Raw genomic sequence first — 23,589 nt, 5'->3', positions numbered from 1 at the left:
GTTCAAACCGGCAGTGGTGCGCCGAAATTCCCGGAGCTCCCGTGCCCGAACTCGCCGCGCGGTTCTACGCGGGAAGCTGTTCCGGGTTCTTCCATCCGCCGCGGTGCGTCATGGACGGTTCAACCGGTTCCGGTGCCGGCCGCAGGACAATCACTGCGGTGGCAATGGGCCCCAGAAGGAGCGAGAGCAGGAACCAGATCCAGCGGGACCCGTTCTTCTGCTCGGCCAGCCCGGCGTTGATCAGGGCTACGGTGAACCAGAACATGCCTGTTGTTACGTAGGTATCCATCGGCCTACCCAAGCACAACCGGGCGGAATCTGCCGAACCGATGCTGCCCCGGCTACTGAAGATCCCAGGTGTCTTACTACGGACGGCCGGTGCGGGGGCTAGGCGAACCGTGCCCCGGCGGACATTACGAGGTTTCGTGCTCCGGTGAAATGCTCAGCCGTGGCAACGCGGTTGAGCAACCGTGCCGCCCGGACCATGAGGTTTCCCCGCCGACGCCGGCCGGCGTCGTAGCGCTGCAGACCGGCGGTCACGTCGGGCGCCGAACTCAGTGCATCGATCAGGGCAACAGCGTCCAGAAGAGCCTCGCAGGCACCGCGGCCAAGATTCGGTGCCATGCCGTGCGCGGCGTCGCCCACCAGTGCCAAGTTCCCGGAAATGTAGGACGGGAGCGGCGGGACATCGAACAGTTCCCGGTAATCGATCGGGCTTCCATCCAGTTTCCCCAGAACGCGGGCCACGTCCGGATGCCACCCGCGGTAGAGGCTTCGCAGCAGGTCCGCACCCTGGGCGCCGATAGCCTCCGGGGAGCCCAGCACGGGAAGGTCTCTGGAACGGAGGCAGGCAAACCAGTTAGTGCTGCCGGCATCAAGTGGCGTAATGCCGAAGAGTCGGCCCGGCCCCCACGTCTCGCTGACTCCGCCGGCCGGGCCAGGGACAACGCCGCGAAAGGCCACTGTTCCAAGCGCCCGGGGCGATATCCCGTTGCAGTCGGTGCGCAGGCGCCGTATTCGGCCCGGCTGGCCGGGCAGCTCGGACGCCCGTACGCATTTGCCCTGCAGTTCGGCGACGCCGACATAGACACGGCTCTGCAGCTGTACCGGGACAGCTTCCGGCCCTCCGGCGTACTCTCGGAACCACAGACCCTGGTGAGCGTGCCGGTAGCGATCGCCGACGACGCCGCGGAAGCGAAACGTCAGGCCGCGACGTCGGCGATGGCGATGCTGCGGATGTTCAAACGGGACGGCTACCTGCTCCTGCCCCCGGACGAGGTGGAGGCCTATGCGGCAACACTGCAGGAGCGGCAGATCCTCGACTCCTACACCAACCGCAGCTTCCACGGGAATGCCGCTGCCGTGGCTGACCGCCTGGAGGCCCTCTGGAAGCGCACCGGCGTCGATGAGGTAATGCTCGTCGTCGGCGGCCACTCGACCGAACTCGACGAAGAAGGCATCAACCTCCTCGCCGACCACTACTCACTGCCCCACCCGGATTCCCTGCCGGCAGCCGGCTAGTACGCCTACCCAAAATGTCAGCCTTTCCAGCCAAACCACTACAGGAGACCCCTATGACCGCACCACGCCGCGCCCTGATTGTCATTGACGCCCAGCAGGAGTACTTCGACAACGGACTGCTGCCGATCCAATACCCGAACCGGGAGGACTCCCTCGCCGCCATCCAGGGAGCCATCGACACCGCACGGCACGCCGGGATTCCGGTGGTGCTGGTTCAGCACGAGCTCCCGGCGGAAGCCCCGGTCTTTGCCTCCGGCTCGGCAACCTGGCAGAACCACCCCGGCGTGGCGGCCTCTGAAGAGGCCGCGGCAAAGCGCATCAGCAAGCAGTTCTCCAGCATCTTCGCCGGCACGGATCTGGAGTCCTGGCTGCGGGAGCAGGGGATCGACACCATCACCCTGGCCGGTTACATGACCAACAACTGCGTGATCGCCTCCGCAGCGGCCGCCGAGCCGCTCGGCTTCGACGTCGAGGTCCTCTCCGACGCGACGGGCGCGATCGATCTGGCCAACGAGGCGGGCACCGTACCGGCACGCCAGGTCCACGAAACCCTTATGGCGCTGCTGCACTCCAACTGGGCTGCCGTCACCGATGCCGAGAGCTGGACCGCGGCGCTACGGACGGGTTCACCGCTGGCCAAGAGTGATCTGGTCACCTCCGCGGCCCAGGGGCGCACCGCTTAGGCAACAAGTAGGCGCACATACGACGACGGCTCCTCCACAGTGTGTGGGGGAGCCGTCGTCGTTTCGGTTCAGTGCCGCCCAGCCGCGCCGTCGCCTCTATTGCGCGGCGGACATCTGCAGGACACTGAAGATATTGACCGCAGGAGCGCGGCGCCGGATACACATGGCAGCCCAGACGCCGGATACCGCTGCATCAGCCCTCTGACGAGGAAGAACAGGCGAACACCGTACCTCCGGAAAGGCATTCCGATGAGACTTCCCTCTCTTGCCCGGCGGGCTTTCTCCGCACTTCTAGCCGTCTGCATTCTGGCTCTGGCAACGGGGTCGGCCGCATTCGCCGTGTCCCCGGATTCAAGCCCGCAGTCCGCACCCTTTGCCGTGGTGAATGACGGCTCCGGTCCGCAGTTCTACAGCGGAGTGAACATCGACGTCCAGGATGACGTGTCCGGTGACGTGTACGTCTCCGGCCAGAGCGTCACCATCAGCGGAAATGTCACAGGGGACGTGATCGCGGCAGCCCAGACGATTTCCATTACCGGCAACGTCGACGGAAACGTCCGGCTCGCCGGGCAGGACGTGACCATCAGCGGTGAGGTTGCGCGCAGCGGAACAATTTTCGCGGCAACCCTCACCGTCACCGATGCAGGGTCATTCGGGGACGACCTGGTGGGCGCCGCGGGTGACATCGCCATCTCCGGTGCGATCGGCCGGGACGTCGAGGTCGGCGTCGGAAACCTCACCATCAACGGCACGGTCGGGGGCAACCTCACGTACAACTCCGACCAGGAGGCAAACATCTCCGCGGATGCGGTCAGCGGCAACGTGGAGCGCATCGCCCCGGAGCCCGAGCAGGAGCCCACGGCGGGGGAGAAGTTCGTTGGGTGGCTGCTCGGGCTGCTGTATGCGCTGGTTGCGCTGAGCCTTATCACCGTGCTCGCGGGCTGGCTCTTCCCCCGTTTGCTGCACCGCGTGACCGACAGGCTCCTGCCCCGGCCATGGCTGGCGCTGCTGGTCGGTTTCGTGGCATCAATCGCCGTTCCGCTGGTGGTGGTGCTCCTTCTGGCCACGGTCATCGGGGCCCCGCTGGGGCTGGCGGTCCTGCTGGTCTGGATCACGCTGACGCTCGCCACCTTTGTTTTCGGTGCTTACTTCATTGGCCGGCTCATTTTCCGCGGCAACCAGCATCCGGTGGTGAAGGCGCTGGTCGGAGGCCTGATTCTTATTGTCGCGCTGCATATTCCGTGGCTGAACATCATCGTATGGCTGGCCATGGTGTTCCTTGGACTGGGTGCCCAGCTGCTGGCAATCTACGACCGTCGTCCCTGGCGCCGGGTACCGCCCGCTACCGGCGCTTCCGCCGTTTCCGGCGTCGAACAGCGAAGGGGCGACGGCGGGGACCAGCCCCCAGCCGTCGACTCCAACTGACACGCTTCGGCGGCAAGGACAGCCGGGTAGGTGAACGCTCGGCGAAACGACGGCAGGCCTCCCGCGCAATGCGGAAGGCCTGCCGTCGTCGTTCGGTTGGACTAGGAAACCGGTTCCAGCATCGGGTAGTCCGTGTAGCCGGCGGCGCCGGCGGTGTAGACGTTGGCCTGGTCGATTTCGTTCAGCGGGTGGTCCTCCTGCCAGCGGCGGGCCAGGTCCGGGTTGGCGATGACGGGGCGGCCGACGACGACGGCGTCGGCCAGGTCCTCCTCGAGCAGCATGATCGCGTCCTGGCGGCTGGTGACCGTGCCGAAGCCGGTGTTCATCAGCACCGGGCCGCCGAAGCGGTGGCGCAGGTCCTGGATCATCTCGTCGGCCGGGTCGGCGTGCAGGATGGACAGGTAGGCCGGCTTCAGGTCGGCGATGCCGTCCACCAGGGCGGTGTAGGTGGCGGTCACGTCGGCGCGGTCGGTTTCCAGCACGCCCTGGATGTTGTGTTCCGGGGAGATGCGGATGCCGGTGTGCTCGGCGCCGACGGCCTCGGCCACGGCACGGAAGGTCTCGATGACCATCCGGGCCCGGTTCTCGGGCGAGCCGCCGTAGTTGTCGGTGCGGGTGTTGGAGACGGGGGAGAGGAATTCCTGCAGCAGGTAACCGTTGGCACCGTGCAGCTCGACGCCATCGAACCCTGCCTTCATCGCGTTCTGCGCGGCGGAGACGAAGTCCTGCACGACGCCGGGGAGTTCGGCCTCGGTGAGGGCGTGCGGCACCGGGAAGGGCTGCTTACCGTCGTAGGTGTGGGCCATGCCTTCGACCGCGATGGCGCTGGGGGCCTGCGGCTGGCGTCCGCCGTTGATGTTCTCGTGTGCGACGCGTCCGGAGTGCATCAGCTGGGCGACAATCCGGCCGCCGGCCTCGTGCACGGCGTCGGTCACGCGCTTCCAGCCGACGACGTGTTCCTCGGTGACCAGGCCGGGCATCAGGGCGTTGCCCTGGCCGGTGAAGGACGGGTAGATGCCGTCGCTGATGATCAGGCCCATGGAGGCGCGCTGGCGGTAGTGCTCGACCATGATGTCGGTGGGCACGCCGCTGCGGTCGGCGCGCACGCGGGACATCGGTGCCATGACGAGGCGGTTGGGCAGTTCCATGGTGCCGACGGTGAGGGGGGTAAAGAGTTTCAAGTGGTGGTTCCTTTTGTTGCTCGCAGCGGGAAGTCCCAAGGCGCTGGACTCCGACTCCACTTCAACTCACAGCATGGACCAAGATATTCCCCCGGTGCGGAGGCCAGTCGAAGGTCATAGTTCCTTTTGGTACTTGACGGAGCAACCGAGGTGGCACTCCCGGAACTATTCATAATCAAGGCAGGGGGCAGGGGGCAGGGGGCAGGGGGCAGGGGCAGCGGACTTGGGTGCGAGGTCAGGAGCTGCAACTTCCTGCATGCACGGAGTGAACCGTGGCAGCGTCGTTGGACGCCTCCGCAGGCTGAGGCGTCCAACGGTAAAGCGCGGTCAACGCATAATCAGCTCATTCCGTAGCCCACGAGATCTCGCAGTCTAGCGTCCACCATTTCTGCGCGAGCTTCTATCCAGCTCATGCGATCATTAGCAAATAATGAAATGTCGGGTACGAGTTGTGATCGTAGCCGAAAGCTGAACAGCTGTTCATCGTCCACGCTGATTTCCGCGCTGTATAGCCTTTCCATTCCTTCCCTTGACACCTCACGGTACGAATCCTCGGCAGCAAGTATGTTTCCTAGAACAAGCTGATTTTGGGGTTCTTCCATACCATCTAAGGGGAACGTATCCAGAAGAAGCGATAGGATAACGCGGTCTTCCCCGAGCCGAGCGCCGGACAAGAGATCCAGAGGTTCGCCAATATTTAAAAGGTTGATAAATGCTCTCCAGAGCGCTGCCTTTCGCTTCCGTGTGCAAGACATCAGGTAAGTCATGGAGACCATTGGGAAGGGCTTGAGCGCGACGCCACCGAATAAGGAAATAAGACGATCATATTCTTCCACAACAATAGTGTTAACGGCGCCTTCAAACGCAAGGCCGAAAGCCCTAGAGAAGTACCAAGAGACTAAATCGTCCGCCAGCTCAGACAGCTCATACTTCATGGCAACTGCTGCCAATACAGTCGGGAAACCTCCATATGGCAGCACCGCTGGGCCGATAACACCACACTGTTCCTCGAGGAAATCTAAGGCGGTCGCCATAGACTCAACAGCGATTTGCCACCGTGCGCGGACAATGCCGGGGCTCAGGGAGAGAACACTTCCTTCCCGTACATTCCTCGAATGTTCGAGAGAGATAACCCGAATGACCGGTATTCCATCTTCACCAAAAAACTGGCGAAGTTTTGGATAAGCTTCGCAGGCTTCTTCCCATTTGTCCCTCAAGTTCCACTCAGGTTCGAACGTCCGTGCAACCATTAGGTCAAAGGCGCCCAAGGGTATACCTCCTCGATTGACGCGTTCAAAAATCCGTGCAACGGCCTCTGGTTCAAGCCCAGACTCGACGATCGTAGAGGGAATCCTATATGTGTTAAAGGCTTCAAGTCCGTTCGTATATGCAACTGACAAGAGATCTCCAACCTCCGCCCGATCGTTCGCAGATGTTCTGGAAAGTACTCGGTCACGCCACATGAAAAAGTCCACGGGGTTCTTGAGTACTGAAAACGGTATCCACTCCCAGGGGGTCACATCGCTTTGCTCAACAGTTGCCCATTCCTTATTGTCAAAAGCCCTAATCGCCTCTTCCAAGTCCGAGACATTCGGTTTTGACTGTAGTGCCTTTGCTCGCACGGCAAAGATTGAACCTCCTGCGTCGTACAAAGCTTGGTAGAGAGACGTTAAGCGTTGCTGGCCGTCTAAAGCGACATACCTAACGCTGCTAGAATCAACGAGCGGTCCGCCTTCAATAGGGCGTAGCTTATAGAATGTTTCGCCGGGGAACTCTTGCAACAACAGTGATCCGATAGGCCATTTTTTAGCGATAGTTGCCAGAAGCTGAGCGACTCGATCTGGGCCCCAGTCGAAGTCTCTCTGAAACTCGGGGAGAACCAGTTGTCCGCTGTGGATCATCTCAAGAAGATCGCTGATGGCGTGGTCGCGGGATATTGTTTCTCTTCCGTGCATAGACATGGTCAATTTTACACTTCCTCAGGATTGAAAGACGATTATACGGAACTTGATGCGGCTGATGGTCTCAAGAGCCGCGTTCCAGCACCAGGATTTTTAGCAACACGCGACGCCTCGCTAAGCGACCATTTGTGGAAGTCTCCTTCGGCATCGACTTCTATCCACGTGGACCTGTAGACCGTTGGTGACTCAGGGGATGCAGCTTGATATTCAAGAATGGATTTGGATGCACTGAAGTACACGCCAACGCGAGGAACGTCTCTATAGGTGCGGACTTCGAGGTGGGACTCGCGGTGAACTGAAGCATTGTTCCAATCGTCTTCTACTTGTCGCAGAAACTTCCGAAGGTCTAGCTCCAGATCCGTGGCTGTCTGTTGTCCTTGCGCTAGGAGCCCTGCGATTGATGGCTCATCGTATTCCGGTATCCAAATTTGAACTTTGATTCCGTGGTTGTGTGCAGCACTATAGAGCGCGGATTTGTGGTTTGAGTACCAGTCAATAGGATTTAGAGGGATGACATGCAACTCGCGTTCCCTAAAGAAACTAGTCATAATTTCGCTTTTGGGTTCGGATATATTCGTTATGCCAGATCCTTGTAGTGAAGCGCTGATGTTGAACATGCCCTGTAGATCGCCAGCAAATATCTGTTTCTGAAAGGCTTCATAGATTATCCCGACGAACGCAGCGGTTAGGATTGTTGTTCCAACTGTCGTTACGATGGTACCTAACAGGGAAGAGGCTTGATTTGCCCACACTCCCAGCCCGATAATTATCAGCCCTGCGATGATGCCCCATTGCCCAGCGACTATTGAGATTAATATGAACCTGCTGGATCTCTTCATTGTTTCCAATCGTCATTGCTTTCTATAATTGACTGCAGCTCCTGCTTCGTAGTGTGAAGCGAACACACCGCGTGGCTCCCGCGAGACAAGAGCGGGTCAGTGTAATAGCAAGGGTTGCGGATTGTCAGATATGTCCGTTTCCTATATAGTCAAGAACTATTTCGACTCATTTTTATGATGATGATGATTATTCTTGCATATGGGGATTGTGGCAGTTGGGTTTGGATTAGGTGAGTCGCGATCGGTGACAGTGCTGGGCGTGAAGAGGTTATTGGGTAACCGAATTTGCGGTTGCATGGCACCCCGCAGAAGTGGCCGTAAGGTCTGCGGTTAGGGATGGCGCTGTATACGTATGGCTATCGTCTTCCAATTCGCCGGCCTTGACGTGACCCCCACCACATGTAACCCTGATCATATACGATTTCGTACCTGATTCAGGAGAGACATGGGCAACGACGCCACCACGGATACGCTGAAGCAGGCCGGCAAGGTCATCGCCGTCCACATCAACTACCCCTCGAGGGCAGCAGAACGCGGACGCACCCCGGAACAGCCCTCCTACTTCCTCAAGCCCAGCTCCTCCCTGGCCCTGACCGGCGGCAGCGTGGAACGCCCGGCCGGCTGCGAACTGCTCGGCTTCGAAGGCGAAATCGCCCTCGTCATCGGCAAGACCGCCCGCCGCGTCACCGTCGAGGACGCCTGGAGCTACGTCGGGGGAGTGACCGCCAGCAACGACCTGGGCGTGTACGACCTGCGCTGGGCAGACAAGGGCTCCAACCTCCGCTCCAAGGGCGGCGACGGCTTCACCCCCGTGGGCCCCGCCATCCTTCGCGCGGCCGACGTCGACCCCGGCAACCTGCGCGTCCGCACCTGGGTCAACGGCGACCTCGCGCAGGACGACACCACCGCAGACCTGCTCTTCCCCTTCGCCCAGCTGGTGGCCGACCTCTCCCAGCTGCTCACCCTGGAACCGGGCGACCTGATCCTCACCGGCACCCCCGCCGGTGCCTCCGTGGCCGTCCCCGGCGACCGCCTCGAAGTCGAAGTGGATGTCCCCGGCACGGAGAAGACCACCGGCCGCCTGGCCACCACCGTCGCCGACGGCACGACGCCGCTCGCTCAATTCGGCGCGCAGCCGAAGATCGACGACAAGCAGCGCGAAGAGGCCTGGGGCTCCGCCGAAAAGGCCGGCCTCGGCTCGCAGCCGGAAAAGCAGCAAAAGACCCTCACCCCGGAACTGAAGGCCAAGCTGGAATCCGTCGCCACCGCCACCCTGTCTTCGCAGATGCGCGCCCGCGGCCTGAACAACGTCTCCATCGACGGCCTCACCGGCACCCGCACCGGCCGCAAGGTGGTGGGCACCGCCCGCACCCTGCGCTTCGTCCCCAACCGCGAGGACCTCTTCAAGTCCCACGGGGGCGGCTACAACGCGCAGAAACGCGCCATCGACTCCGTGGGCGAGGGTGAAATCCTGGTCATGGAAGCCCGCGGCGAAAAGGGCACCGGCACCCTGGGCGACATCCTCGCCCTGCGCGCCAAGCACAACGGCGCCGCAGCCATCATCACCGACGGCGGCGTGCGCGACTACTCCACCGTGGCCGGCATCGACCTGCCCGTCTACTGCGCCAACCCGCACCCCGCCGTCCTCGGCCGCAAACACGTCCCCTGGGATACCGACATCACCATTGCCTGCGGCGGCGCCACCGTGCAGCCCGGCGACATTATCGTGGCCGACGACGACGGCATCCTGGTCATCCCGCCGGCCCTCGCCGAGGAGCTGGTGGAGGCCTGCATTAAGCAGGAACACCAGGAAGAGTTCATCGCTGAAATGGTGAAGGCTGGCCACGGTGTGGACGGGCTGTACCCGATGAACGCGGCCTGGAAGGAAAAGTACGAGGCCTGGGCAGCGGAACAGGCATGACCAAAGGACCCATGAGCGCCGCACCCATCAGCGCGGACATGAACGGAACAACAAGCACCGCCACCGGCTCCAAATCGGAGCAGGCCTACACCCAGCTGAAGGAACGCATCCTCTCTGGCGAAATGAGCCCGGGCTATCGCCTGGTGCTCAGCAGCATCGCCACCGAGATGGGATTCAGCGTCGTCCCGGTCCGCGAAGCCATCCGGCGACTGGAAGCCGAAGGGCTGGTCCACTTTGAACGCAATGTGGGTGCGACCGTGGCCGGCATAGACCCGGACCTGTACCTGCACACCATGCAGACCCTCAGCATCATCGAAGGCGCCGCCACCGCGCTGGCCGCCCCGGACATCACCGCCGAGGAACTGGCCCGGGCCAGGGACCTGAATGACCAGATGCGCGAGCTGCTGGCCAACTTCGACCCGGTCCGCTTCACCCAGCTGAACACCGAGTTCCACGCGCTGTTGTACGCCCGCTGCCCCAACCCGCACATCCTGGACCTGGTCCACCGCGGCTGGAACCGGCTGGGCCGCATGCGCTCCTCCGTCTTCCGGTACGTGCCGGACCGGGCCCACGCGTCCGTTGCGGAACACGCGGCGCTGCTGGATTTTATCGAGGCGCATGCCGCTCCGCGCGTCATCGAAGTAGCCGCCCGTACGCACCGCACCAACACGCTGAACGCGTTCCTGGCCCAGGCCAACCAGCCGCCGTCGCCGATCTAACCGCCGCCGATCCAACGAGCCCCGATCCAAACGGCCGCTGATCCAACGAGCCAGACCCAAACACCCCGCCGAGTTCGAGACCAGAGGAAACCATGAGCACGCACTTTGTCCCGGAGAACCTGCCCACCCACATCCAGCACTTCATCAACGGCAAGTTCGTGGACTCCGCCAACGGCGCCACCTTCGAGGTGCTGGATCCGGTGACCAACAAGACCTACGCCACCGCCGCCGCCGGGCAGAAGGAAGACATCGACGCCGCTGTCGCCGCCGCCCGTGAAGCCTTCGTGAACGGCCCGTGGCCCAAAATGAAGCCGCGCGAACGTGCCCGGGTGCTGAATAAGATCGCCGACGCCGTCGAGGCACAGGAGTCCCGCCTGGCCGAAATGGAAACCTTCGACACCGGCCTGCCCATCACCCAGGCCAAGGGCCAGGCCCTGCGCGCCGCGGAGAACTTCCGCTTCTTCGCGGACCTGATCGTCGCGCAGTTCGACGACGCCATGAAGGTTCCCGGCTCGCAGATCAACTACGTGAACCGCAAGCCCATCGGCGTGGCAGGGCTCATCACCCCGTGGAACACCCCGTTTATGCTCGAATCCTGGAAGCTTGCCCCGGCCCTGGCCACCGGCAACACCGTGGTGCTCAAGCCCGCCGAATTCACCCCGCTCTCCGCCTCCCTCTGGGCGGACATCTTCACCGAGGCCGGTGTTCCCGCCGGTGTCTTCAACCTGGTCAACGGCCTGGGCGAGGAAGCCGGCGACGCGCTGGTGAAGCACCCGCAGGTCCCGCTGATCTCCTTCACCGGCGAAACCACCACCGGGCAGACCATCTTCCGCAACGCCGCGGAGCACCTGAAGGGCCTGTCCATGGAGCTCGGCGGCAAGAGCCCGTGCGTCATCTTCGCCGACGCGGATCTGGACGCCGCCATCGACTCCGCCCTGTTCGGCGTCTTCTCCCTGAACGGTGAACGCTGCACCGCCGGCTCCCGCATTCTGGTCGAGCGTCCGGTCTATGACGAGTTCTGCGAACGCTACGCCGCCCGCGCCAAGACCATCGTCGTCGGGGACCCGCACGATCCGAAGACCCAGGTGGGCGCCCTCGTGCACCCCGAACACTTCGAAAAGGTCGCCTCCTACGTGGAAATCGGCAAGACCGAAGGCCGTCTGCTGGCCGGCGGCGGCCGCCCCGAAGGCCTGGAGGAGGGCAACTACATTGCCCCCACCGTCTTCGCCGACGTCGCCCCCAACGCCCGGATTTTCCAGGAGGAAATCTTCGGCCCCGTCGTCGCCATCACCCCGTTCGACACCGAAGCCGAAGCGCTGGAACTGGCCAACAATACCAAGTACGGCCTGGCCGCCTACATCTGGACGTCCGACCTCACGCGCGCTCACAACTTTGCGCAGAACACCGAGGCCGGCATGGTCTGGCTCAACAGCCACAACGTCCGCGACCTGCGCACCCCCTTCGGCGGCGTGAAGGCCTCCGGCCTGGGCCACGAGGGCGGCTACCGCTCCATCGACTTCTACACCGACCAGCAGGCCGTGCACATCACCCTGGGCACAGTCCACACGCCCAAGTTCGGGACCGACGACGCCGCCAAGGTTGACGGCTAAAGAGTCCCGGACACATCGCCTTACTTTTGCAAAGGAGCAAAACCATGGAGATTGAAAACCGCATCCCCACCCCGGGCATTGCCCCGCCGGACATTGTCCGCTGCGCCTACACGGACCTGGTGGTCACGGACTTGGAACGGTCGCGGAAGTTCTACGTGGACGTCCTGGGCCTGCACGTCACCGAAGAGGATGAGAACGCGATCTACCTGCGCTCCCTGGAGGAGTTCATCCACCACAACCTGGTGCTGCGGAAGGGCCCGGTGGCCGCCGTCGCCGCCCTGGCCTACCGTGTCCGCAGCCCCGAAGATGTGGACGTGGCCGAGGCCTACTACAAGGAACTGGGCTGCCGCACCGAGCGCCGGAAGGATGGCTTCGTCAAGGGCATTGGCGACAGTGTGCGCGTGGAGGATCCGCTGGGCTTCCCCTACGAGTTCTTCTACGAAACCGAGCACGTGGAGCGCCTCACCCAGCGCTATGACCTGTACTCCGCCGGCGAACTGGTCCGCCTGGACCACTTCAACCAGGTCACCCCGGACGTGCCCCGCGGCCGCGCCTATCTGGAGGACCTGGGCTTCCGGGTCTCCGAGGACATCAAGGATTCCGACGGCGTCACCTACGCCGCGTGGATGCACCGCAAGCACACCGTGCATGACACCGCCCTGACCGGCGGCGACGGCCCGCGCATGCACCACATGGCCTTCGCCACGCACGAAAAGCACAACATCATCCAGATCTGCGACAAGATGGGCGCCCTGCGCATCTCCGACCGGATTGAACGCGGCCCCGGCCGGCACGGCGTCTCCAACGCCTTCTACCTCTACATCCTCGACCCGGATGACCACCGCATCGAGATCTACACGCAGGACTACTACACCGGCGATCCGGACAACCCCACCATCACCTGGGACGTCCACGACAACCAGCGCCGCGACTGGTGGGGCAACCCCGTGGTCCCGTCCTGGTACACCGAGGCCTCTCTGGTGCTGGACCTGGACGGCAACCCGCAGTCGCTGACCACCCGCACCGAAACCTCCGAAATGGCGGTCACCATCGGCGCGGACGGGTTCTCCTACACCCGGCCCGACGACGAGTCGGGCAGCTACGCGGGCGAGGCCGCCAAGGGCTTCAAGATCGGCTCCCAGCTCTAGGCCCGGCCCCGCCGGAAAGGCCCGACGACGGCGCGGTAACGACGACGGCGCGAGCCCGGCGCCGTCGTCGTCCTCCCGGACGCTGGTCCCACCCCGTCCCATCCTTAGTTTTACCGAACAGAAAGCAGCACGGTGCTAGATAAAGAGACCCTGAAGGCGGTGGCCGATGAACTGGTCGAAGCCAAGCGGACCCGGACCCCGGTGCCGCTGCTGACCGCTCGCTATCCCGAGATGACCGTGGAGGATTCCTACGCGGTGCAGAACCTCTGGGCGGACCGGCTGCTGGCCTCCGGCCGGAAGCTGGCCGGGCACAAGATCGGCCTGACTTCCAAGGCCATGCAGGCAGCCACCGGCATTACCGAGCCGGACTACGGCGTGATCCTGGATGACATGGTGCTGGAGAACGGCGCCGTTCTGCAGTGGGACGCCTACACGCATCCCCGCATCGAGGTGGAGCTGGCGTTTGTGCTGGGCAGGCCGCTGGCCGGCCCGAATTGCACGCTCTTCGACGTCCTGGACGCCACGGACTACGTGGTGCCGGCCCTGGAGATCCTGGATTCGCGGATCGAGATGGACGGCCGGACCATTGTGGACACCATCTCCGACAACGCGGCGATGGGCGCCATGGTGGTGGGCGGCAATCCGGTGAAGCCGGCCGACGTCGACCTCCGCTGGGTCTCCGCCCTGCTCTACCGCAACCAAGGCATCGAGGAAACCGGCGTTGCAGCCGGCGTGCTGAACCACCCCGCCGCCGGCGTGTACTGGCTGGCCAACAAGCTCGCCGTGCACGGCACCTCGCTGCAGGCAGGGGAAATTATCCTCGCCGGATCGTTCACCCGGCCCATGTGGGTCTACCAGGGCGATACCGTCTTCGCTGACTACGGACCGTTGGGAACCATCACATGCCGCTTCGAGTAGAGGAAACCTTCGCCGCCCGGCTGGCCGCCGGCGGCCGCCAGACGGGCATGTGGGTCTGCTCCGGCAGCCCGCTGGTCGCTGAAATCTGTGCCGGCTCCGGCCTGGACTGGCTGCTGATCGACGCCGAGCACAGTCCCAACGGGATTGAATCCCTGCTGGCGCAGCTGCAGGCCGTGCACGGCTACCCGGTCACCGCCGTGGTCCGCCCGCCCATCGGGGATGCGGTGCTGCTCAAGCAGTACCTGGACCTGGGCGCGCAGAACCTGCTGATTCCCATGGTGGACACCCCGGAGCAGGCCGCCGAGCTGGTCCGCGCCGTCCGGTATCCGCCGCACGGGATCCGCGGCGTGGGCAGCGCCCTGGCCCGCGCCTCGCGCTGGAACCGGATCGACGGGTATCTGGAATACGCCGCGGAGTCCGTGACGCTGCTGGTGCAGATCGAGTCCGTGGCCGCGGTGGAAAACGTGGAGGCGATTGCCGCCGTCGAGGGAGTGGACGGCCTGTTCCTCGGCCCGGCCGATCTGGCCGCCTCCATGGGGCTGCTGGGTCAGCAGGAGCACCCCGACGTGGTCGCCGCCGTGGAGCACTGCATCCGGGCGGTGAAGGCCGCCGGCAAACCGGTGGGTGTGAACGCCTTCGCCGAGGCCACTGCCCGGCGCTATATCGACGCCGGGGTGGACTTTATCCTGGTGGGCGCCGACGTCGCGATGCTGGCCCGGGGGAGCGAGGCGCTGGCGGCGAAGTACATTCCCGCCGCGGAGGGAGGGACGCGGGCCAGTTACTAAGCGGGCCGGAGGGTTCGCGGGAATCGAGAAGGCGCAAATTACCGTTTTTCGGCTGAAAATCGGTAATTTGTGCCTTCTCGTTTGGCTGCCAGCCTCGCGGTGACTCGGTTTTCCCACGCTCTGGTGCGGGTGGGGCGGATGTTTCCCCACGGGTCGCACCAGTAACACTCCGTGGGAATCTGTGCGGGCCGGTGCGGGCCGGGGAGAGTCCCGGCCTGGAAACCGACCGGTTCGGGAATCTGCTGCCGGTTTGGGTTTTTGCTGCCCGTTTAAACCGGCAGCACAAACCCAAACCAGCAGCACAAACCCAAACCGGCAGTACAAACCCAAACCGGCAGGGAATCCACAAACCGGCGGCAAAGTGCCGGGCCCGTACAGCCTGCCCGCCACTCACCCCAGGCCGAGAAGTCCGAGCCGGAAGGGTATCCGCAACCCTTCGTCCCATGTATATTGTTTCGCATGCGAAATAATGACGTGACCTCGATCATTGCCGAACGGATTTCCATCCCGGTTCCCGCCGGCGGTGCGGTGGCCGGAACCCTGCGCCTACCCGACGGCGCGCCCCTGGCCGCCGTCGTCATCCATCCGGCAACGGCGGTGGCGGAACGGCTCTACACCGGCTTCAGCGAATACCTGGCCGAAAACGGGTTTGCCGTGCTGACCTATGACTACCGCGGGACCGGCGCCTCGGGCAGCCCGAAGGCGAACCGGCAGCTGAGGATGCGCGACTGGATGAACCAGGACGTCCCGGCGACGTCGGCCTGGATGAGGGACCGTTTCCCCGACCTGCCGCACCTGGCCGTGGGCCACAGCCTCGGCGCCCACGCCATGGCGCTGAACAACGGGCTGGAGGACCTGCGCGGATTCGTGGGCGTGGCCTCGCACGCCGGTGTCACCAGGGCCATTGAGGACAGGAAGGAACGGTTCCGGGTGGGACTGATCCTGAGCTTCCTCGGTCCGCTGACCGGCCGGCTGCTGGGCGCCGTGCCCGGCCGGAAGCTCGGCCTGGGGGAGGACATGCCCGGCGCCGCAATGCTGGAGTGGAGCGGCTGGAGCAAAAAACCGAACTACTTCTTTGATGATCCGAGCATGGATGCCGCCCGGCGCACCGCGCAGGTGAAGACCGACGCCCTGGTGATCGGGTTCACCGACGATCTCTGGGCGACGCCGGGGCAGATCAACGCGGTCTTCTCCCACCTGGTCAACGCCCCGGTGGAGCGGCGCACCTATTCACCTGCCGACGCCGGCATTCCGGCCATCGGGCACATGGGCTTCTTCCGCCGCAGTTCGCGTGAGAAGCTGTGGCCGGAGGTGCTGACGTGGTTGACGGAGAAAGCAGGGCTGAGCCCGCAGTAGGCGCGCCCCGCCGGAGTGCCGGGCCGGGGGAAGCAGTGCGTACGGCGAAGCCGCCGCGCCTGTTTTTCCTTACGCTGACTGCCGAGCGCCGGCTGCGCCGCTGGATTGCCGGCCGGGGCAAGGAACGCGGCATCAGCGCCTCCGCCGGTGGGGTGCTGCTCTATGTTGCCTCCCATCCCGGCGCGAGCACGGGTGAAGTGGCCGATGCGGTGCAGGCGTCCCCGGCCGGACTGAGCGGGCTGCTGTCCCGGATGGCGTCCGCCGGGCTCATCACCCGTGCACCTGATCCGGCCGATGCCCGGACCATCCGCCTGTCCCTGACGCCGGCCGGAACGGAGGCGCTCGGCGTCGTCCACGGGGCCATCAACGAACTGAACACGCGCATCAATGACGGCTTCAGTCCCGAGGAACTGGAAACGGTGGCCCGCTGGCTGCGGCACGTTTCCACGGCGTTGGACTGAGCGGGGCGGCTCCTCCCAAAACCGGGGGAGGGCCAGCCTAGGATGGGCCGCATGAGTCAGAACCCCGCCGACTGGAGCCCCGCCACCACCCAGCATTTGCTGCTGCGCCGGCTGGAACGCACGGACTACGACGCCGCGCTCCGGATCCATACCGACCCCCGCACCAACCTGCACAATCCCGTGACGCCCACCGCGCAGTCCGCGGCGAAGTTGCTGCAGGATTTCCTGGACCACTGGGACCGCGAAGGGTTCGGCTACTGGGCCGTGGCGGAGCGGGATGCCCCCGGCACCGTCATCGGCTTTACCGGGCTGCAGCGGGCATTGGTGGATGACCGGGAAATCCTGAATCTCTACTACCGGTATGACCCCGCCGTCTGGGGGCGGGGCTACGCGAAGGAAGGGGCCCGCGAAGCCGTCCGCCGCGGCCGGGAACTACTGCCGGAGCTGCCGGTGCTGGCCCGGACCACCGCCTCCAACATCCTCTCCCAGCGGACCGCGCAGGCTTCCGGGCTGCAGCACCGCCCGAAACTGGACCGGCATTATGCCGGGCTGCCGGAGGTCTATCTGGTGCTCGGCTGGCCGGAGGGCTCCGCTGACGGATCCGCGGACACCGGAGCGGTAGCCCAGAAGACCAGCGCTGCCACCGGCAGCACCACGCCCAGCCCGGTGAACAGCTCCAGCGCCACCGGTCCCTGACCGCTCACCGTGCCGGTGAGCATCATGGTGACGGTAATCGAGGAGAGCATAAACACCGGCACCAGCGCCACCAGCAGGGCCGTGCCCGCAGCACGCACCCCGGCCCGCCGCCGTCGTACCGCCACCCAGAGAGCGGGCAGAATCAGCGCGATCCAGACCCAGTGGTGGAACCAGGAAATCGGCGAAATCGCCAGCATCACCACGGCATTCCCGCTGATCGCCGCCACGGCATCCCCGCGGGCATCCGAACGCCGGATTGCGAGGAACCCCAGGACGACGACGGCGGCGGAGGCGAGCAGCCAGAGCGGACGCTGCAGGGCCTCGGGGGTGCCGAAATGGGCAATGAGCGAGTTTAGCGAGACGTTGTACATATCCGTCGTGTCGCCGACCCGGTCCGCATTAAACAGCGAGTCGAACCAGAACGTCCGCGCCTGCTCCGGGGAGGCCAGCCAGCCTGCGGCCACGGTGGCGGCGAAGGTCCCGCCCATGGCCAGGATGGCCCGCCAGTCCTTCCGGACCAGGAAGATCAGCCCGAACGCCAGCGGCGTGAGCTTGATGCCCGCCGCCAGGCCGATCAGGATGCCGCGCGGGAACCTGGCGGACGCCGGCCGGAGCAGGTCCGCCACAATCATCAGCATCAGCATCGGGTTGATCTGGCCGAAGCCCAGTCCCTCCCGCCACGGTCCCAGCACACCGATCAGCAGCACGGCCAGGACGGCGGTGCCGGTGCTGCCGCCGAGGGCATGGTGCAGCTTCGCCGGGAGCACCTCGTTGCGTTCCAGGTAGCGGGCCACGAGGAACCCGGTGACCAGCAGGCAGGCGCACGAGGTGGCCGTGATCAGCACCAGCCCCACGGCTTCGGGCAGGAACGCGAACGGGGTCAGCAGCAGGGCGGCGAAGGGCGGATAGGTGAACGGCAGCCCGCGGGTATCGGTCTGCACCAGCGCCGGGTCATACAGCCGGTGTTCGCCCAGGCCCAGGAACGCCCGGGCGCCCTCACGGTAGACGGTGAAGTCCAGCCCGTGGATCTGCGCGCCCAGCACCACCAGCAGCAGTGCCACCGGAAGCCCGACGGCGAGCCAGAGGACCTGCGTGCGGGTACGGGCGCGGGGTTCCGCCGTCGTTAGTGCCATGCCTGCCAGTTTAGTGGGCGGTCTCTTGCCGGCCGGGGACGGGGAACCGTCCGGAGGTATCCGCGTCCAGGGCCATGAACACGCTGTGCGGGTCCTCGGTGTAGCTGCCGAAGGGCGGGCATTCGGTGAACCCGTGCCGGGCGTAGAGCCGGCGGGCCGGGGCGAAGAAGTCCTCGGTGCCGGTTTCCAGCAGCACGGACCGGTACCCGCGCGCCTGCGCCTCGGCCAGGATGCCCTGCAGGATCCGGGTGGCGACGCCGAGCCCGCGGGCGGAGGCGGCGGTGCGCATGGACTTAATTTCCCCCTGATGCGGGTTCAGTTCCCGCAGGGCGCCGCAGCCCAGCAGCAGACCGTGCCCGCGCACCGTCCAAAAAGTGACGGACGGATCGCGCAGTGCTTCCGGATCCAGGGCGTGCACGCTTTCGGCCGGGGAGGTGGCGAACATGTCCGCCAGATGCTCTTCCAACAGGGCCAGCACATCCGGGGCGCAGGGGTCATCGAGCTGCAGGTTCACGGTTTGCCTGGCACTCTCAGCGCACCGGCGGCCGCGCCGCCATGGCCCGCTGGGCGGCGAGGATGGCGGTCAGGGTGCCGGGCTTGGCATGCTCCCGTGCGGCGGGGGCTGCGGCGGCATCGGCCGTCTCCGCCTCCGCTCCGGCTGCGGATGCGGCGGGCTGCAGGTCAAGGCGCATGAAGATGCTGCCCGGATCCGCCCGGTAGGTGCCGAACGGCCGGCAGTCGACAAAGCCGTGGCGCTGGTACAGCCGCCGGGAGGAGGCGAAGAAGTCCTGGGTTCCGGTTTCCAGCAGCAGGCAGGCGTAGCCGCGGGCGCTGGCATTGCTGATGATCTGCTGCAGCAGCACCTGGCCCACACCCAGTCCGCGGGCGTACGCGGCGGTGCGCATGGACGTGATTTCCCCGCACAGGCCGGTGGTGCCGCTGCCGGGGACTGGCGGGGTAAGTTCCTTGAGTGCGCCGCAGCCCAGCAGTGTGCCGTTTTCGCGCACGGTCCAGAAGCTCACCGACGGGTGCTTCAGGTAGGGAGGGGTCAGCCCGGCTGCGCCGGCTCCCAGCCCGGGGTACAGCAGGTCGCGGTTCTGGGCCAGCAGTGACATAACGTCGGATTTGGCCGGATCATCGCGCAGCAGGGTCACCTGGCGGGCCTTCTGCCCGGCACCGTTCTGGGCGGAGCGGATGGTGCGCAGCGTGTCCGGCAGGAAGGGCCGGGGCGAGCCGGCAATGCCGGGCCGTTGCCCCGCGGCGGCCGGCTGTACCGGCAGGGTGACCTGCTGTGAGGCGGGGGTGAAGGGATGCATTTCTACTTCTTCCGGGAACGGGACCAAGACGGGCTCCGGAAGGGTATCCGGCCGCCGGAGGGCCGGTATTTCTGTTGTACTCCCGGGCCCCCGCCGCGTCTTCTGCGCTGATTCTAACTGCTGTCCCGGTCAGGGACGCGGTGCCGGTCCAACGTGTCAGGGCAGCGTCATAAAACGGCGGCGGCCCGGCATCCGCACGGTGCCAGCTGGGGGTGGGCAGGGCTTACCGGGCTGCCATGACCGACTCGAGAACCGCCTGGAAGTCCGGGCCCACCCTCACAGTCAGGCCGCCGTCGTCGGACACCTCGGTGAGCTGTTCATAGCCCGTTCCGTTCCACCAATAGACGTGCGGGCTCAGCGGGCCGGGCGAGTTGGTGTATCCGGCCGCGGCGAACCGGGCCATGCCGCTGACCGCCCCGATCACGGAGTCATCCTCGATGACGTGCCAGGCGACCTGGTGCCGGTTCGGAATGCACATCAGCCAGCCGTAGTCCTCCCGGATCTGTTTGCCGGTGAGCTCGGTGGCCAGCCCGGGCAGCAGCAGTGCACGGCTTGCGGTGTAGAAGGATTCACCGATCAGGGCGGTGACCGTGCCGCCTTCGGGCGGGGTCATATGCTCCAGCCGTTCAACGTCCAGGCCGTGCAGGTTCGCCAGGCCCTGCTCCCGCAGCGCCGCATAGCCGCCGTAGGTTCTGGCGTTCTCATGCCGGAACACCGCGACGGTGTCCGGCAAGTCCAGTGCCAGCATTTCAATCACTCCGGGCGCGAATTCGCGGTGCGGGTGGCCGTCGAGTTCGGGAACCACGGATTCTTCATACAGCCGGGCGAAGGTCCGGCCCGGGATGTCCGCCGAGGACAGGCCCTGGAACGGGTCAGGGGTATCGAAGCTGGTCAGCAGCCGCTGCAGGTGTCCGCGGATCAGCCCCGGCCACACCTGATGAGGCTCGGACTGGCAGACTGCGGCGATGTTCCAGAACCCGAACTTTCGGCCCGCACGGTCCACGGCGTGGTCCGGATAAACATCAACCTCGTAGCCGAGCTCGGCAAAGACCTGCCGGGTTGCCGCCCGGAACTCGTTCGCGTCGGAAACTGAAAAGAATGTCAGGTGCGAATCCGGAGTTTCCGTTCCGGCGGACTTGTTGCCAAAAATACCCACAGCGGTTTCCTCTCAACCCGGCACCCCAACCTCCATTGGGGCCTCAGCCTAGGGGGTTCTGAGTCCTGCACGGGGAAAGACATGCCGGGCGGTGCCGCCGTGGGCGGCACCGCCACAGTGTCAGCTGTCCAGCAGGTCCTTCGCGGCCGCGGCAATCTCCGTGATGCGCGGGTTCAGCTTCTCCAGCTCCGCCGCGTGTTCCGTGACGGCGGCCTTCTTGGCCGCCAGGATCGACGCGGCAAATTCCTCCCGCACTCCGGTTTCCACGGAGCAGTTGTAGTACTTCACGGCCAGGGCCGCCTCCGCCGGGGTGGGCTCGTAGGCAATTTCGGTATCCGCGGGAATGATCTCCACCCCGGCGGACTGCTTCGGGCCGCTGCGTTCCGGGTATTCCACCGGGGCGCCGAGCTCGACCCCGGGCGCCATGCCGAAGAGCTGGTCCGGTGCGGCGGTTACCGGCTCCCCGGAGTCGGCCAGGCACTGCACCACTTTCGCCTGCAGGGGCTGCAGATCATCCATGGTGGGGTCAAAGATGCCCGAGAGCTTGCTGGCGAGCCGGTTGTAGTCGATCAGGGTGTTCTCGGCGTCCTTCCCCAGCGCGGCCCAGGCTTTGGTGTCGCAGGCGGAGGCGACGGCGTCGAAGGCTGCATCGTGCACAAAGACCTTGGCGGGGGCGGGCTGCTCCGCCTCGTACCGCAGGCCCCGGTCGGTGGCATCCTGCACGCTGCCGAAGAAGGCGTCAGTGACGGTCAGCTGATCCAGCAGCTCGCTGCGGTACTGGGCACGGGGTTCTGTGGGGATGAACTGGGCGTACTCGGAGTAGCCGTTGTCCGCGTAGCACTGGAAACGGAGCACGTCCTGGGCAAAGAACGCCTGGTCCATTTCCTCGGCCAGGTAGGCCTCGAACGGGTCGGCGGAGGAATCCGCCACCACGGTCAGCCCGGCATCAGCGGAGCAGCCGGCCAGTGTTGCCGTGCCGATCAAGAGTGCGGAGCCGAGGCCGGCGAGATAACGACGACGGCGGCCGGGCATGGGGGATGCGGAGCCCTGGGCGCGGTCCGGGCGGCGGGAAGGGGTGCTCACGGAGCGGTTCATGATGTGCCTTTCGAGACTGGTGCGGGTGTGCGGCAGTACCGGACCGGCTCATCGGGAGCGTGTCCGTGGAACGTTATTCGGGAGGGAATGCGGTGGTGCGGGTAAGGCGGGTGGGCTCAAGCGGGCCACACGTCTTAGGTGGTGCGGGGGAGACCTTGCCTACGGCGGGAGCCGATGCTTCCGAGACGCAGGCCGACGGCGGTCAGCGCCGCGGCCACCGGAGCCAGGAGCAGGAAGCCCCCGCCCCAACCGGCGTCAGCCGGCAGACCGGAACCGGTCAGGGCCGCGTCCAGTACCGCGCCGTCCAGCAAACCGCCGTCCAGCAAACCGCCGTCCAGCAGACCACCGGACCAGAGCCGGACCAGCAGGGGCACGGCAGCCACGGCCAGGCCCACGGTCCAGGGCAGGGCGCGCCGTCCGCTGGCCAGCAGCATGCCCGCCAGGAGCATCAGGAACACCGCCGCCAGGGTGAGGGAGCGGGCATCCACGGCTATCAGGCTGTCGGCGTCGTAAAAGAACAGTGCGGCACCGCCGGGGAGCCGGTTCACCGCGAGCATCACCCCGCCCCATGAAACACCGGCGGTGACAACGGCCAGCAGCAGCCGTCCGGAGGTAGTGGTGGCAGGGTTGCCGGCCAAAGCCAGCAGCGCCAGTGCGCTCACCCCCAGCATGGGAACCAATGGGGGCGCCAGCACCTCCATCCAGGTGCCGGCCAGACTGACCAGGGGAGCCGCAGCTGCGACGCTGAGGTGCAGCGTCCGGCGCAGAGCCCGCCGGCCTGCCAACGTAGCCGGGAACCCGGCGATCAGTGCCAGATACACCACTGCGGCCGCCGTCGTGAACGGTCCCAGCGGCAACAGGGACTCGCCGAACCCTTCACCGGTGGGCCGCCAGCGCAGGGTTCCCGGGCGGACCCATGGTCCCCACTCGCCCAGCAGTGTCAGTGCGAGGGCCAGGTAGGTGGCCAGCACCGTGGCGGTGAAGGCGATGCCGTTGCGGCGCGTCCTTCCCACCGCGCCGAGCAGGGCCAGGGCGCGGGCGGCCAGGCCGTTGCCCACCAGGTTAATCAGCTCTGCCGGAGTGGGATGGGTACGGTGTTCACTGCGCGCGACGTCGAGCAGCACGCCGATCATTTCCGCACCCTGTTCCCGGCGCCAGCTGCCGGGGTAGGCATACAGTGCCCTGGCGTAGGCGGCCTCCAGTGCGGTGGTGTCCCTGCCGGTTTCAGGGGCAGGGGTGCCGTGCGCCTGCAGGGAGGGGCGGACGGCCTGCCGGGGCGCGCCGTCGGTGTTCATGCGCCGGCCTGTGCTGCGCGCAGCTTCAGCTTGGACATGGCCTGCCGGGCGTTGGCCGCCAGCCGTTCGGCTTCGCGGCCCAGCGTGGCGGCGCCGTTCTCGGTGATCCGGTAATAGCGGCGTGCGCGGCCGTCTACCACGTCCTCGCCGGAAATCTCCACCAGGCCGTCTTCGCGCAGCCGGTCCAGCACGCCGTACAGGGTGCCGGGCTGCAGCTTCACGCGGCCGCCGGAAAGATCCTTTGCCTCGGAGATCAGGGCGTAGCCGTGCTTGGGCCCGTCTGCCAGGGCGGAGAGGACCAGGAAGGTCGGTTCGCGCATCTCATGCTTGCTCATGCCCTGAACGATACTCAGAAAAACTGAATATAGGG

At 65.4% G+C, this 23,589-nt stretch carries 23 protein-coding genes and 1 pseudogene; 12 read left to right on the top strand and 12 right to left on the bottom strand.

The genetic code is table 11. The features are described from left to right. Nucleotides 1-64: 64 nt before the first annotated feature. Both AC5RVB_RS07535 and AC5RVB_RS07530 read right to left on the bottom strand, forming a co-directional pair. On the bottom strand, nt 65-289 hold the full coding sequence (locus tag AC5RVB_RS07535) for a hypothetical protein (RefSeq protein WP_227902906.1): 225 nt from the start codon (nt 287-289) through the stop codon (nt 65-67). 98 nt (nt 290-387) lie between these two features. Beyond that, entirely contained in the window at nt 388-747 is a 360-nt protein-coding gene (locus tag AC5RVB_RS07530; protein ID WP_494142364.1) for an FAD-dependent monooxygenase, read from the bottom strand. 6 nt (nt 748-753) lie between these two features. Here AC5RVB_RS07530 and AC5RVB_RS07525 point away from each other — a divergent pair, with 6 nt between their 5' ends. From AC5RVB_RS07525 to AC5RVB_RS07515, 3 genes are all read left to right on the top strand, one after another. Further along, nucleotides 754-1,521, top strand: coding sequence for an LLM class flavin-dependent oxidoreductase (locus tag AC5RVB_RS07525; protein ID WP_494142363.1), 768 nt, complete (start codon nt 754-756; stop codon nt 1,519-1,521). A 53-nt stretch (nt 1,522-1,574) separates the two neighbouring features. After that, nucleotides 1,575-2,204, top strand: a complete 630-nt coding sequence (locus AC5RVB_RS07520) for a cysteine hydrolase family protein (RefSeq protein ID WP_494142362.1) — start codon at nt 1,575-1,577, stop codon at nt 2,202-2,204. A gap of 249 nt (nt 2,205-2,453) precedes the next feature. After that, entirely contained in the window at nt 2,454-3,629 is a 1,176-nt protein-coding gene (locus AC5RVB_RS07515; protein WP_494142361.1) for a DUF8173 domain-containing protein, read from the top strand. A 101-nt stretch (nt 3,630-3,730) separates the two neighbouring features. Here AC5RVB_RS07515 and AC5RVB_RS07510 read toward each other — a convergent pair whose 3' ends face one another. The 3 genes from AC5RVB_RS07510 to AC5RVB_RS07500 all read right to left on the bottom strand — a co-directional run bounded on the left by AC5RVB_RS07510 (nt 3,731) and on the right by AC5RVB_RS07500 (nt 7,619). After that, on the bottom strand, nt 3,731-4,810 hold the full coding sequence (locus AC5RVB_RS07510; protein WP_494142360.1) for an alkene reductase: 1,080 nt from the start codon (nt 4,808-4,810) through the stop codon (nt 3,731-3,733). Nucleotides 4,811-5,148: 338 nt separating this feature from the next. Next, nucleotides 5,149-6,771: a DUF262 domain-containing protein gene (locus AC5RVB_RS07505; RefSeq protein WP_494142359.1), complete on the bottom strand. Its 1,623-nt coding sequence runs from the start codon at nt 6,769-6,771 to the stop codon at nt 5,149-5,151. Between the two features lie 35 nt (nt 6,772-6,806). Continuing rightward, nucleotides 6,807-7,619, bottom strand: a complete 813-nt coding sequence (locus AC5RVB_RS07500) for a hypothetical protein (protein WP_494142358.1) — start codon at nt 7,617-7,619, stop codon at nt 6,807-6,809. Between the two features lie 436 nt (nt 7,620-8,055). Between AC5RVB_RS07500 and AC5RVB_RS07495 the strand changes: the two genes are divergently transcribed. The 9 genes and pseudogenes from AC5RVB_RS07495 to AC5RVB_RS07455 all read left to right on the top strand — a co-directional run. Further along, nucleotides 8,056-9,531: a fumarylacetoacetate hydrolase family protein gene (locus AC5RVB_RS07495; protein WP_494142357.1), complete on the top strand. Its 1,476-nt coding sequence runs from the start codon at nt 8,056-8,058 to the stop codon at nt 9,529-9,531. A gap of 11 nt (nt 9,532-9,542) precedes the next feature. Continuing rightward, on the top strand, nt 9,543-10,250 hold the full coding sequence (locus tag AC5RVB_RS07490) for a GntR family transcriptional regulator (protein ID WP_494142356.1): 708 nt from the start codon (nt 9,543-9,545) through the stop codon (nt 10,248-10,250). A 92-nt stretch (nt 10,251-10,342) separates the two neighbouring features. Beyond that, nucleotides 10,343-11,860 carry a 5-carboxymethyl-2-hydroxymuconate semialdehyde dehydrogenase gene (gene hpaE / locus AC5RVB_RS07485; RefSeq protein ID WP_494142355.1) on the top strand — a complete coding sequence of 506 codons (1,518 nt, stop codon included), beginning with the start codon at nt 10,343-10,345 and terminating at the stop codon, nt 11,858-11,860. Between the two features lie 50 nt (nt 11,861-11,910). Next, on the top strand, nt 11,911-13,008 hold the full coding sequence (gene hpaD / locus AC5RVB_RS07480) for a 3,4-dihydroxyphenylacetate 2,3-dioxygenase (protein ID WP_494142412.1): 1,098 nt from the start codon (nt 11,911-11,913) through the stop codon (nt 13,006-13,008). A 132-nt stretch (nt 13,009-13,140) separates the two neighbouring features. Continuing rightward, complete coding sequence (gene hpaH, locus AC5RVB_RS07475; protein ID WP_494142354.1) at nt 13,141-13,926, top strand: 2-oxo-hept-4-ene-1,7-dioate hydratase; 786 nt, start codon at nt 13,141-13,143, stop codon at nt 13,924-13,926. Then, nucleotides 13,911-14,711 (top strand): HpcH/HpaI aldolase family protein, encoded by an 801-nt coding sequence (locus AC5RVB_RS07470; RefSeq protein WP_494142353.1) that lies wholly within the window; start codon nt 13,911-13,913, stop codon nt 14,709-14,711. The genes hpaH and AC5RVB_RS07470 overlap by 16 nt, the downstream gene beginning before the upstream one ends. 459 nt (nt 14,712-15,170) lie before the next feature. Next, complete coding sequence (locus AC5RVB_RS07465; RefSeq protein WP_494142352.1) at nt 15,171-16,067, top strand: alpha/beta hydrolase family protein; 897 nt, start codon at nt 15,171-15,173, stop codon at nt 16,065-16,067. A 35-nt stretch (nt 16,068-16,102) separates the two neighbouring features. Next, nucleotides 16,103-16,528, top strand: a complete 426-nt coding sequence (locus AC5RVB_RS07460; RefSeq protein ID WP_494142351.1) for a MarR family winged helix-turn-helix transcriptional regulator — start codon at nt 16,103-16,105, stop codon at nt 16,526-16,528. Nucleotides 16,529-16,570: 42 nt separating this feature from the next. Beyond that, nucleotides 16,571-17,029: pseudogene (locus AC5RVB_RS07455) on the top strand (GNAT family N-acetyltransferase); the annotation flags it as partial. 59 nt (nt 17,030-17,088) lie between these two features. Here the strand turns inward: AC5RVB_RS07455 and AC5RVB_RS07450 are convergent. From AC5RVB_RS07450 to AC5RVB_RS07420, 7 genes are all read right to left on the bottom strand, one after another. Further along, nucleotides 17,089-18,357, bottom strand: a complete 1,269-nt coding sequence (locus AC5RVB_RS07450) for a glycosyltransferase 87 family protein (protein WP_494142350.1) — start codon at nt 18,355-18,357, stop codon at nt 17,089-17,091. A gap of 10 nt (nt 18,358-18,367) precedes the next feature. Next, on the bottom strand, nt 18,368-18,871 hold the full coding sequence (locus AC5RVB_RS07445; RefSeq protein WP_227928379.1) for a GNAT family N-acetyltransferase: 504 nt from the start codon (nt 18,869-18,871) through the stop codon (nt 18,368-18,370). Between the two features lie 16 nt (nt 18,872-18,887). After that, on the bottom strand, nt 18,888-19,673 hold the full coding sequence (locus AC5RVB_RS07440) for a GNAT family N-acetyltransferase (protein ID WP_227928380.1): 786 nt from the start codon (nt 19,671-19,673) through the stop codon (nt 18,888-18,890). A 223-nt stretch (nt 19,674-19,896) separates the two neighbouring features. Further along, on the bottom strand, nt 19,897-20,829 hold the full coding sequence (locus AC5RVB_RS07435) for a hypothetical protein (protein WP_494142349.1): 933 nt from the start codon (nt 20,827-20,829) through the stop codon (nt 19,897-19,899). Between the two features lie 120 nt (nt 20,830-20,949). Then, entirely contained in the window at nt 20,950-21,924 is a 975-nt protein-coding gene (locus AC5RVB_RS07430) for a hypothetical protein (protein WP_494142348.1), read from the bottom strand. 134 nt (nt 21,925-22,058) lie between these two features. Beyond that, nucleotides 22,059-23,219: a hypothetical protein gene (locus tag AC5RVB_RS07425; RefSeq protein WP_494142347.1), complete on the bottom strand. Its 1,161-nt coding sequence runs from the start codon at nt 23,217-23,219 to the stop codon at nt 22,059-22,061. Next, complete coding sequence (locus tag AC5RVB_RS07420; RefSeq protein ID WP_227902873.1) at nt 23,216-23,554, bottom strand: PadR family transcriptional regulator; 339 nt, start codon at nt 23,552-23,554, stop codon at nt 23,216-23,218. Before AC5RVB_RS07420 ends, AC5RVB_RS07425 begins: the two co-directional genes overlap by 4 nt. Nucleotides 23,555-23,589 lie beyond the last annotated feature (35 nt).

Source organism: Arthrobacter sp. Y3225209 (genome assembly GCF_059090685.1).
This window is presented reverse-complemented; position numbering and strand designations above follow the sequence as displayed.

What these genes read in the sequence shown, in the direction of transcription:
- AC5RVB_RS07515 (WP_494142361.1), top strand. Translation starts at nt 2,454, where the DNA reads ATGAGACTTCCCTCTCTTGCCCGGCGGGCTTTCTCCGCACTTCTAGCC.
- AC5RVB_RS07425 (WP_494142347.1), bottom strand. Translation starts at nt 23,219, where the DNA reads ATGAACACCGACGGCGCGCCCCGGCAGGCCGTCCGCCCCTCCCTGCAG.
- AC5RVB_RS07420 (WP_227902873.1), bottom strand. Translation starts at nt 23,554, where the DNA reads ATGAGCAAGCATGAGATGCGCGAACCGACCTTCCTGGTCCTCTCCGCC.
- AC5RVB_RS07490 (WP_494142356.1), top strand. Translation starts at nt 9,543, where the DNA reads ATGAGCGCCGCACCCATCAGCGCGGACATGAACGGAACAACAAGCACC.
- AC5RVB_RS07535 (WP_227902906.1), bottom strand. Translation starts at nt 289, where the DNA reads ATGGATACCTACGTAACAACAGGCATGTTCTGGTTCACCGTAGCCCTG.
- AC5RVB_RS07430 (WP_494142348.1), bottom strand. Translation starts at nt 21,924, where the DNA reads ATGAACCGCTCCGTGAGCACCCCTTCCCGCCGCCCGGACCGCGCCCAG.
- AC5RVB_RS07450 (WP_494142350.1), bottom strand. Translation starts at nt 18,357, where the DNA reads ATGGCACTAACGACGGCGGAACCCCGCGCCCGTACCCGCACGCAGGTC.
- AC5RVB_RS07520 (WP_494142362.1), top strand. Translation starts at nt 1,575, where the DNA reads ATGACCGCACCACGCCGCGCCCTGATTGTCATTGACGCCCAGCAGGAG.
- AC5RVB_RS07525 (WP_494142363.1), top strand. Translation starts at nt 754, where the DNA reads ATGCCACCCGCGGTAGAGGCTTCGCAGCAGGTCCGCACCCTGGGCGCC.
- AC5RVB_RS07470 (WP_494142353.1), top strand. Translation starts at nt 13,911, where the DNA reads ATGCCGCTTCGAGTAGAGGAAACCTTCGCCGCCCGGCTGGCCGCCGGC.
- AC5RVB_RS07440 (WP_227928380.1), bottom strand. Translation starts at nt 19,673, where the DNA reads ATGCATCCCTTCACCCCCGCCTCACAGCAGGTCACCCTGCCGGTACAG.
- AC5RVB_RS07495 (WP_494142357.1), top strand. Translation starts at nt 8,056, where the DNA reads ATGGGCAACGACGCCACCACGGATACGCTGAAGCAGGCCGGCAAGGTC.
- AC5RVB_RS07505 (WP_494142359.1), bottom strand. Translation starts at nt 6,771, where the DNA reads ATGTCTATGCACGGAAGAGAAACAATATCCCGCGACCACGCCATCAGC.
- hpaE (WP_494142355.1), top strand. Translation starts at nt 10,343, where the DNA reads ATGAGCACGCACTTTGTCCCGGAGAACCTGCCCACCCACATCCAGCAC.
- AC5RVB_RS07465 (WP_494142352.1), top strand. Translation starts at nt 15,171, where the DNA reads ATGCGAAATAATGACGTGACCTCGATCATTGCCGAACGGATTTCCATC.